This is a genomic window from Micromonospora sp. NPDC050686, from assembly GCF_040654475.1.
Lineage (GTDB): Bacteria > Actinomycetota > Actinomycetes > Mycobacteriales > Micromonosporaceae > Micromonospora.
The window spans coordinates 134,651-143,958 of record NZ_JBFAID010000007.1 but is presented as its reverse complement, the minus strand read 5'-3'; the positions used below and the strand labels follow the sequence as shown (position 1 = coordinate 143,958).

Below are 9,308 nucleotides of genomic sequence, written 5' to 3'. Positions count from 1 at the left end.
GCGCCAACACCGCAAGCGCGTAGCCGACCAGCGCCGACTTCACGTTGCTCTTCGCCTGCTCGACCTGAGCAGGATCACCGCCGGCCGCCATGTACAACGGGTGACGCCGACGCCGACCGCGTCTCCGTCGACAGTCCCGCCTGCTGGTTTGCCGGTCATCTCGGGCGCTGCGTGTTGGTGACTTCGCGCTCCACTGGTGTCTCGGCAGGTTCCCGTGTCTGTTCGTGCCGGACCACGTCGGCGAGCATGCGTCGATACGGTCGATTGTGGCCGCGGTGCCCTCGTAGGTCGGTTGTTCGATTGACCAGGAATCCACGCGGTGGCCACCAGGGGGAACGATGCGGGAAGACGATCTGCAGGACCTGGTCCAGCGCAGCACGTCGCTCATCCAGGTGCTGGCCGTCGTCTGGGACTCCGGCCTGCCGGACGGCTGCCCCTACCCAACACAGCGTTGAGCTTCGCCCCAAATCCGCGCTTACGGCTGGAAGTACTCCGACATCAGGCGGCTGACCCATCCCGGCTGCTTGACGTTCACCGGGAGGAACTCCGCCATCGTCGGCTTCAGGTCGATGACGGGGGTGCCCGAGACCGCGTCGAGGCCCACCACCGTCAGTTCGCGGCCGTGGACGGATTCGATGGCGCAGCACGTTACTCCGATGCGGTTTGGTCTGCGGGGGCCGCGGCCGGCGAATACGCCAACGGGCGGGAGGTCGGAGCGGCCGCGGTAGGGGCGGGGTACGCGGTAGTCGCCGTGTTCCGGGAACTGGTCGAAGATGAAGAGGACTTCCACGTGGGAGAAGCTCTCCAAGCCCTGGAGGCACGCCTCGCCGAAGCGCTCGTCGACGGTGAGCGTGCTGCGGACGGCACCCCAGTTGTCGGTGTGCTGGACATCCGTCCTGTCATTCCGGACCGTACCTATCGGGGTGATCTCGAAGCTGAGCATGACTAGAGGCTAGATTCCCGCTGCAGGCGGTTACGCGGCGAGCAAGAGCACGCCGATCGCCAGCATCACCACGGCGGTGGCCCCGTGGATGCCGTACGCGGCCGCCTTGGGCCCGTTGCTGCGCAACACGATCAGTGCGTCGCCGACGGGTATGCCGGCGGCGGCCAGCATGAACCAGCCCAGCAGGTGGGGTGTCGCTCCGGCCAGCAGGATAAAGATGAAGAGCCCCGAGGCCATGTCACGCACGGCCTTGACGGTCAGCCAGGCCTGGAAGGTGCGGTCCTCGGCCGGCGTGCCGGGGATGCCGAAGCCGACTGCGGCCTGCGGCGCCCAGAAGGCGCGCGCGCCGATGAAGATGATGCCTGCGCCGATCAGTCCGGCGAGCACGTTGGCGACGGTGGTGAGCATGGGCGGCTTCCCTCTCGGTGACAGCGGTAGTGGCGTAGCGGCGCTAGTTGCGATAGCGACGATAGTTTGCCTCTGACAGGATGTCTAGCGCTGCTAGGATGTGGTCATGTCTGCCATCAGCGAGCGTCGTGAACGGGAACGTGCCCACCGTCATCAGCTGATCATCACGGCCGCACGCGACCTCGCGGAGACCGAAGGCTGGGAGGCGGTCACGACACGACGGCTGGCTGAACGGGTGGAGTACAGCCAGCCGGTGCTGTACAGCCATTTCAATGGCAAGGACGCCATTGTCAGCGCCGTCGCCCTGGACGGATTCAGTGAACTCGCCGCCCACCTGCGCCGCGCACGGCAGGCCGCCCCCGAGCCCGGGCAGGGCCTGCGCGCCGTGTGCCGCGCCTACCTTGAGTTCGCGACCGAGCGCCCTGCCTTGTACCAGGCCATGTTCATCCTGCCCACCGACCTGAAGTTCGCGAGCGCCGAGACGCCACCTCCGCTGCGGGCTTCCTTCGACGAATTCGTCAGCTGCTTCCACCCAGACAACAAGCGACGCGAACTATTCGCCGAAGTCCTCTGGAGCGCGTTGCACGGCATCGCCGTGCTGTCGGCAAGCGGTCGCATCCCCCCGGACGGACAGGAGGAACGACTCGACTTCCTTATCACCCAGATCGCCGACACCCGATGAAGTCGATCACCCATAGAACCGGCGACGATCTGAGCCGAGCGATTGAACCCAGGGCCTGGTACGCGGGCCGCGCCGGGACTAGATCAGTCCGAGCAGGACAGTGGCCTCCCCGTCGGAGACGATGCGCGCAAACGCACCGTCGCGGACCAGCCAGGAGACCATCGTTGTCAGTTTGCGCGCCCTGGAGACACCTTCTCGGCTAAACTGACAAAGCTAACCAATTGCCACAAATGTGTCAGCAGCATTAAAGTTGCTCAAGTCTATTCGATGAACACTTTCACGGAGTCGGCTAGCCCGTCGTTTCGGTTGATGCCGACGAAGAATTCGCTCCCCACGTGGGTAACATCTTCGATCTCGTCGGTTCCGTTGTTCCCCGGGATTCCGATGTCGCTCTCCACATCGCCTCCAGACCAATTGTACTGGTACACCCAGTTCCACCCGGTAGCGGGCGTTGAGGTGTTGATTGACTTGGTGTTCCAGATATAGTTCTCAGAGCAGTCAATGCCCTGGTCGGAACGATTATCGTGACTCGTCAGGTTGCTCTTCACCAGCGTCCATCCACTCGTAAGCGCACCGGCGCCGGGATGGGTCCACAGGCTACCCAACCGTCGGGCAGCATATTTGCCGGCTCCGCCGGCAGCCGTCGCGCTGTAGCAGAGGCCACTGATGTTGCCTATCGGTAGACGCACTTCCTCGGTTGTGCCAAAAGATCCGTCGGCGTTCAGGCGCACGATTGTCACCTTGTCGCTGAGAAACGCGGATTGGCTCCCTTGGGTGGCAATCAAGGCCGGGCCCTGGCCCAGATAGTTTGAATTGTAGGCGAGGTCGTTACCGTGGCCGAGTGTGGGTATGGAGGTTGGCGCCCCAGCGCAGACCCAGCTGGCGCCGTCCCAGGTTGAGCCGTCGCGCAACCACCTGGACAGGACAGGCTCCGCGCCGGCTGCCTTTGTGAAAACGATGTACAGGTGGCCGCCTGGCCCTGCCACCATGCCTTGCATGACCGTACGACCCGCCTTGCACGCACTGCTGTTCGGGATGTTCAGCCGTTCCGCTCCGCTCCTGTCCGTGGCAGCGTAGGCAGTCGCTGCCGGGGAAATAGCGATTCCGATTGAGAGTGCGAGCACGGACGCGACGCTTGATGGTTTCTTCACTCCGGTGTCTCTCCTCTAGTTGTAAAACGAGGGCAGCGTATCAGTTGGCGTCAAATTGTCTATGTTGATTGCAATCGTAGCGAGGCGCGCTTCGCATGCTGCTTAGTAGCTGACGCGAGTGTCCATTGCAGCAAACTGCCGACGACAAGGCCTGGGCCCACGCCGATTGTGCAAGGTCGTTTGATCATGATCCGGTCGGCAGAGGGAAGGCCGTGGGTAGGGGCAGGATCCGGCTGCGGTCAGCGGCGATGCGTTGCAGGGTGCGGATGATTGGCGGTGCCGGTGGCCGGTGAGTCGGGGCCCCGACCCGCGCGTCGGCATGTCCGGCGTCGATATCAGCCACGATCCGGCCGATCGTGGCCGAACTGGGCGCCTGCGGCGCCGCGGTGGCCGGGCCGATCCGGGCGCCGGCCGCGTGCGTCGGCGGGTCAGCCTGACTCCGATCATTCAGACGCGCCGGGACCCCATCATTCCGCACGACCTTCAAGGCTGCCACCCTCTACTGATTACGTAGCGCGATCGGGCATCGCAGGGGCGGCGTGTCGTCGGTTTACGGTCAGCAGGGCCACGGTCCAGGCGACTGGCAGGATTCCGGCGAACTCGCTGTCCAGGAGCCAGAAGACCTGCACCACCAGCAGCTCAATCATCAGAGCAACCTCGAACAGGTTGGTTGCTGACCGGCCACGGGTCGAGCGCCACAGCCCGAGGACCGCGAGCACGAACGCGGTGGATGCGAACGTCGCATAGATGACGTTGGGCAGGTTCGGATCCCGGGACAGCAGCACGAGCGGGCGGCCCAGCGAGAAGAGGGTGAACAACGCGATCGCTGGTGCGGTCCAGCGGCGAAGCAACGGCCGTTGGCAGAAGTCGGCAAGCACCGCCCGCCATTGCTCACGGATGCGCGTCGGCCATTCACCGCCCGTCGGCGAGCCGGCGTGGCCATCTGCCGTCCGCTGCGCCGCGTTGACGAGTCGCTCCCGTTCGCTCAGGGGCCGGCGATTGACGCCGAGCCTTACTACGGCGTAGGTCGCGACGAAAATGGCGTAGATGATGGCGGCGGCGGGTTCATAGAAGTAGTTGTTGTCGGCGGTGAGGAACTTGCCGACCTCGTCGATGAACAAGCCGAAGCCGGCTCCGGCCACGACAGCGGCGGCGTTTCTCACCGCGATGCCGAGGAACAGTATGGACATCAGGTGGGCGGCGAGCATCCCGAGGCCGCCCCACAGCACGTGCGCGATGTGCAGCCCTCCGCCGCCTACCTGCGGATAGCCGGTCATGTGCAGGAACGCCCGGGTCACCAGGATGGTGAGCACCGCGGCGACGAGAAACAGCCTGAACCGGTCCGCGCCGCCCTCGTCCCGGACCAGTCGATGCGCCCAGAGCCGATGCACTTGGGTCCGCAGCGGTCCGGACCGGACATCGAGACGGGCTCCGGACCTACCGACGGTCCGGGGCGGGTCATCGGAGGCTGTGGACGCAAACAGGGTCACGCCCTCATCCTGGCCCGTGGCCAGGCCCCGGGCATCCGGAGGAGCTCCCCGACCTTCCCCCCATGCCACCCACTAGGGGCGCCCAACCGGAGCAGCCAGCACAGGCGCGGCCGGATCGGGAACTCGACGACGGACGTGTCCTGCTACGACGAACAGAGAAGGTCATCGACGCGTACTTCGACCCGCCGACGCGTTCGTCACCGTCCGTAGCCTGATCCGACGCGAATGGATCCTCTACCGGTGGGATAGCCCGCCCCAAACGTCGCCGATGAACACCACCATTCCGCGCGACCTCTTAGCCGAATCCCGGCTGCCGGTATCGGCGACGAGGATCGCATGGTCTCACGAGCAGATGTGAATCCGTGCCTGGTTGGGATCGACCTCAGGCTAAATGGTCGATCCGGCATGCCCGATTGATCACGAGAATGGTCTGAGTGCAACATTTCCCTGCCTAATTGCCCGCGAAAGGGACACGTATGCCACCTCCAATGCTGGCTAGCAAACGTGCGCGCACGCTCGCCGTGAGCGCTCTCGCCACGACCATCCTGCTTGTCGTCACCGGCGCCGCCGCCGCCAGCGACAAGGCGCCCTCGGAGATCAACGGCTGTGTTTCCGCGTCCGGTCTGTTGAGGGTCCTGCAATCCGACGGGTCCTGCCGCCCAAGCGAGACCCCGATCAGCTGGCAGCTTCAAGGTCCTGCCGGAGCGCAAGGTCCTGCCGGACCCCAAGGTCCTGCCGGAGCGCAGGGTCCTGCCGGAGCGCAGGGTCCTGCCGGAGCGCAGGGTCCTGCCGGAGCGCAGGGTCCTGCTGGACCCCAAGGTCCTGCCGGTCTGGCGGGCGCCGACGGGGAACGGGGGCCGGCGGGACCGCAGGGACCTGCCGGACAAGGAACTGCGGCCTACTACTTCGAACGCAGCGTCACTATTCCGGTGGTTCCGGAGCCGGGTCTCCCGCCCGGCGAAGCGAAAGCCATGGCGCATCCGGCGATTCCGACGGGGACCTATCGCCTTGCCGGAACCCTCCGGGTGAACCCGCAGACGCCCTCAGCAGATTGCCGGCTCGCGCGTGAGTACGCTCCGGGCTTCTGGGAATCGCTGCTACAAGTATTCGCTTCCTCGAACGGTGGGCTGGCAACGTACGACATCATCTACAACACCAACGACGGCGCGCTGAGACTGCAGTGCCGCCGGGTCCCCCAGGAGGCCGTCGCGACCTGGACGGAACAGGCCACGCCGCTGGTGGTGCTGTAGTAGGGCATTGAGACTGCTCATACAATGAGCCATTTTCATCGTGATCATGCTGGTCGCGGCGGGGTGCGGGTTGCCGGAGACCGATGAGGGCGAAGCTCCAGGTCAGCACGTGGGTATGGTGCATGCGTGACTACCACCGACGCTCCGGCGTTGGGCCACGGCGTTGCCTGAGGTCGAAGAGACCAGCCACTTCCGGTTCCACGTCCCCGTCTGGAAAGTTCGGGACCGGACCTTCCTCGGCATGCGGAAAGGCGAGACAACGGCCGTGTTCTGCGTCAGCGAGCAGGAGGCGAACGACGCGGCGGCGGCCGACCCCGCCACCTACGAGGCTGTCCGACGTCAGGACGTGAGGAGAAGTTTCCTCGGACTGCAGGTTCAGCTCGGTAATGTCTCCGAGGACCGCATCAGGAGCCTGGTCGAGAAGGCATGGCGTCACCAGGCGCCGAAGCGCCTGATCGCCGAGCGCGACGGAGGCCGCTGATCCTTGAGCCGTTTCTCATCGTGATCGTGCAGGTCACGGTGGGTGCCGGGAGCCCGGGGATCGATGAGGGCGAGGCTCCAGGTAAGACAGCAGTCGACCAAGATCCGATGCCCCGACCGGGAGCCTCGCCGTGCTGTCTTACCCCGCCACGATCCCGCTGTCCAGCCGGACCCTGAACCACCTCGCCGAGCGCGTCCGCATCCACCGCCAGCAGCGTCGATCCCGGTGGCGCCGCCTGGACCCCGGCCGCCAAGCCCTGCTCACCCTCGCTCATCTGCGCAACGGCGACACCTACGCCCGACTCGCCGCCGGGTTCGGCATCGGCGTCGCTACCGCCTGGCGCTACGTCCGCGAAGCCGTCGACCTGCTCGCCGCAGCCGCCGACGACCTGGCCACCGCCATGCAGCGGATCCGCAAGCTGGCGTACGCGATCCTCGACGGCACCCTGATCCCGATCGACCGGGTCGCCGACCAGAAGCCCTACTACTCCGGGAAACATAAACGGCACGGAGTGAACGTGCAGGTCATTGCGGATGCGGCGGGTCGGCTCATCTGGGCGTCAGCCGCGCTGCCCGGCGCCATCCACGACCTCAGCGCCGCCCGCGTTCACGGCATCGTCGACGCGCTGGCCAGCGCGGACGTGATGACCTTCGCAGACAAGGGCTATCAGGCAGCCGGCGGGAGTGTGCGCACGCCGTTCAAGCGCCGCAGGTACCGGCCGACGTTGTCCCGCCGGCAGAAGGTCGTCAACCGTACACACGCCCGGATCCGCGCCCGTGGCGAGCGGGCCATCGCCACGTTAAAGACCTGGAAAATCCTGGCCAAGCTGCGCTGCTGTCCCCGCCGTGCGACCGCGATCGTGTAGGCCATCCTCGTCTTGACCCGCGTCGAGACCAGCCGCTACTCAGGATGAAAACGGCTCAATGGACCCGATTCGTCGGTCCCGCATGCCTTTGGTGAGTTCGCTTCCGGGTGCCCTTCACCTCGGACAATGGGCTGCCTGAGGAAGCGCATCGTTCAGCTATCGGCAGCCGGTCGCCGGCCGGCTACAGATCTTGAATGGCTAGTGCGGTGTCCGTTAGCGTTCGCCGGGTTGGTCGCTGCCGGAAATTGTCGTATCCGTGGGGTTGGGTGTGGTCGTGCCTCGTTGTCGGGATCCCGCCGCGCCCAGGGTGGTGTATCGCACGGCTCGTGTTGCTGTGCGGGTGACGGTTGGGCAGCGGCGGCGGTGTTTCGGGTTGCTGCGTTCGGCCGGTGACGTGTGGGCGTGTGTCCTGGAGATCAACGGGTGGCGCCGCCGCCGCCAGGACGCGCCGCTGGCTGGTTATCAGGAGTTGTGCCGGGAGCTGGCCCGGTCGGGGCCGGGCACGTTCGGTGAGCTGGATTCGGTGGGTGCTCGGTCGGTGTTGCGCCGGTTCTCCGATGCGTGGTTCGCGGCGGTGAAGGCCCGCAAGGACGGTGACCTGACGGTGCGGTTCCCGCGTCGTCGGCGGGCGTTGATGCCGGTGCGCTGGCATCACGGCACCTTCACCCTCGACGGGCTGCGGGTGCGTGTCCCGGTGGCGAGGGGCGTGCCGCCGTTGTGGGTCAGGTTGGCGCGGGAGGTGCCGTATCCGGCCGAGCAGGTTCGCTCGGTCACCTTGCTGTGCGAGGGTGGCCGCCTGTTCCTCGACGTGACGGCCGAGGTGCCGGTGGCGGTGTATCCGCCGGGTGAGGGACCGGACCCGGGCCGGGTGGCCGGGGTTGACCTGGGGATCATCCACCCGTATGCGGTGGCTGGCCCGGACGGTGCGGGGTTGTTGGTGTCGGGGCGGGCGATCCGCGCCGAGCATCGCATGCACCTGGCCGACAACAAAACCCGCAGCCGCGCCGTGGCCCGGCGGGCGCCGAAGCCAGGCCAGGTCGGATCGAGGCGGTGGCGGAAATACCGCCGGCGGGCGCGGCTGGTGCAGGGCCGGCATCGGCGCCGGGTCCGGCAGGCCCAGCACGAAGCCGCCCGCACCGTCGTGTCCTGGGCCGTGGAGCAGCGAGTCGGGGTACTCAGGGTAGGTGACCCGCGCGGTGTGTTGGACACCGACGCAGGGCGGCGGCACAACCTGCGGTTGCGGCAATGGCAGATCGGCCGCCTGATGCAGATACTCACCGACAAAGCTGTCCAGGCCGGCATCACCGTCGACCTCGTCAACGAACGCGGCACCTCGTCCACCTGCCCCACCTGCCTACGACGGGTGCCGAAACCTCGTGGCCGGACCCTGTCCTGCCCGCACTGCGCGTTCTCCGGGCACCGCGACCTGATCGCGGCCGCCATCATCGCCACCCGCACCCCGGGCGGCGGACCCACCACCTCCACAGCCGTTGCGCTGCCGAAGGTGGTCACGCACCGTCGAGCCGGACGGCACCTGCCCGGTGCCGGCCAGTCCCGGCGTGATCCCCGCCGCCCACCACAGACGGCGAGAGGACCAGTTGGCCCGCGGAGGCCCGCCCCACCACCAACCGGCGGTGAGGAGTCGCTCGCCATCACGGCGAGGATCCACAACAGTGCATCGGAACCCGGTGAACGTTAGTGGACACCGCACTAGGTTGAGTTGGCTTGCAGGGTCAGGCCGGTGTGGGCGAGGAAGTTGGTGAGCAGGTCGGCCCGGTACTGGGTGCGCTTGAGTCGGTTCTTGATGATCGCCTGGAGATGATCGACGCCGCGGACGGCGAGGTTGCCGACGCTTCGTTTTGAGGTGTGAGCCACACCTGTTCAGTGGGGTTGAGGCCGGGGACGTAGGCCGGCAGTCGGATCACGTGTGGCCAGTCCCGGCGTTGATCATCTGCCGCATCGTGGCGCTGATGCGGGTGTTGAGGTTGTCCCGGACCAGCACGATCGGACCTGCGGAGCTGCTGGTGCGCGCGTCGAG

Annotated in this window: 10 protein-coding genes; 5 read left to right on the top strand and 5 right to left on the bottom strand. The window is 66.5% G+C overall.

The features are described 5' to 3' along the window. Positions 1-475 precede the first annotated feature (475 nt). Together AB0H57_RS09095 and AB0H57_RS09090 are read right to left on the bottom strand one after the other, a co-directional pair. The gene (locus AB0H57_RS09095) at positions 476-943 is read right to left on the bottom strand and encodes an SAM-dependent methyltransferase (protein ID WP_357504275.1); all 468 of its coding nucleotides are present in this window, start codon (positions 941-943) and stop codon (positions 476-478) included. Between the two features lie 30 nt (positions 944-973). Next, a complete protein-coding gene (locus tag AB0H57_RS09090; RefSeq protein ID WP_357504273.1) occupies positions 974-1,351 on the bottom strand; it encodes a DUF4267 domain-containing protein in 378 nt (125 codons plus the stop codon). Between the two features lie 106 nt (positions 1,352-1,457). Here AB0H57_RS09090 and AB0H57_RS09085 point away from each other — a divergent pair, with 106 nt between their 5' ends. Further along, positions 1,458-2,033 carry a TetR/AcrR family transcriptional regulator gene (locus AB0H57_RS09085; protein ID WP_357504271.1) on the top strand — a complete coding sequence of 192 codons (576 nt, stop codon included), beginning with the start codon at positions 1,458-1,460 and terminating at the stop codon, positions 2,031-2,033. Positions 2,034-2,293: 260 nt separating this feature from the next. Here AB0H57_RS09085 and AB0H57_RS09080 read toward each other — a convergent pair whose 3' ends face one another. Next, entirely contained in the window at positions 2,294-3,184 is an 891-nt protein-coding gene (locus AB0H57_RS09080; protein WP_357504269.1) for a hypothetical protein, read from the bottom strand. A 506-nt stretch (positions 3,185-3,690) separates the two neighbouring features. Continuing rightward, complete coding sequence (locus AB0H57_RS09075) at positions 3,691-4,674, bottom strand: hypothetical protein (RefSeq protein ID WP_357504267.1); 984 nt, start codon at positions 4,672-4,674, stop codon at positions 3,691-3,693. A 929-nt stretch (positions 4,675-5,603) separates the two neighbouring features. Between AB0H57_RS09075 and AB0H57_RS09070 the strand changes: the two genes are divergently transcribed. From AB0H57_RS09070 to AB0H57_RS09055, 4 genes are all read left to right on the top strand, one after another. Then, on the top strand, positions 5,604-5,924 hold the full coding sequence (locus tag AB0H57_RS09070) for a hypothetical protein (RefSeq protein ID WP_357504265.1): 321 nt from the start codon (positions 5,604-5,606) through the stop codon (positions 5,922-5,924). Between the two features lie 163 nt (positions 5,925-6,087). Next, the gene (locus AB0H57_RS09065; RefSeq protein ID WP_357504263.1) at positions 6,088-6,405 is read left to right on the top strand and encodes an MmcQ/YjbR family DNA-binding protein; all 318 of its coding nucleotides are present in this window, start codon (positions 6,088-6,090) and stop codon (positions 6,403-6,405) included. A 130-nt stretch (positions 6,406-6,535) separates the two neighbouring features. Beyond that, entirely contained in the window at positions 6,536-7,270 is a 735-nt protein-coding gene (locus AB0H57_RS09060) for a transposase family protein (RefSeq protein ID WP_357504261.1), read from the top strand. Positions 7,271-7,526: 256 nt separating this feature from the next. Continuing rightward, positions 7,527-8,969 (top strand): transposase, encoded by a 1,443-nt coding sequence (locus AB0H57_RS09055; protein WP_357504259.1) that lies wholly within the window; start codon positions 7,527-7,529, stop codon positions 8,967-8,969. Between the two features lie 11 nt (positions 8,970-8,980). On the opposite strand, the gene AB0H57_RS09050 is transcribed toward AB0H57_RS09055, so the two are convergent. After that, positions 8,981-9,145, bottom strand: a complete 165-nt coding sequence (locus AB0H57_RS09050) for a hypothetical protein (RefSeq protein ID WP_357504257.1) — start codon at positions 9,143-9,145, stop codon at positions 8,981-8,983. Positions 9,146-9,308: the final 163 nt, after the last annotated feature.

Coding starts and splice junctions, on each gene's coding strand:
- AB0H57_RS09095 (WP_357504275.1), bottom strand. CDS start 943: ATGCTCAGCTTCGAGATCACCCCGATAGGTACGGTCCGGAATGACAGG.
- AB0H57_RS09090 (WP_357504273.1), bottom strand. CDS start 1,351: ATGCTCACCACCGTCGCCAACGTGCTCGCCGGACTGATCGGCGCAGGC.
- AB0H57_RS09085 (WP_357504271.1), top strand. CDS start 1,458: ATGTCTGCCATCAGCGAGCGTCGTGAACGGGAACGTGCCCACCGTCAT.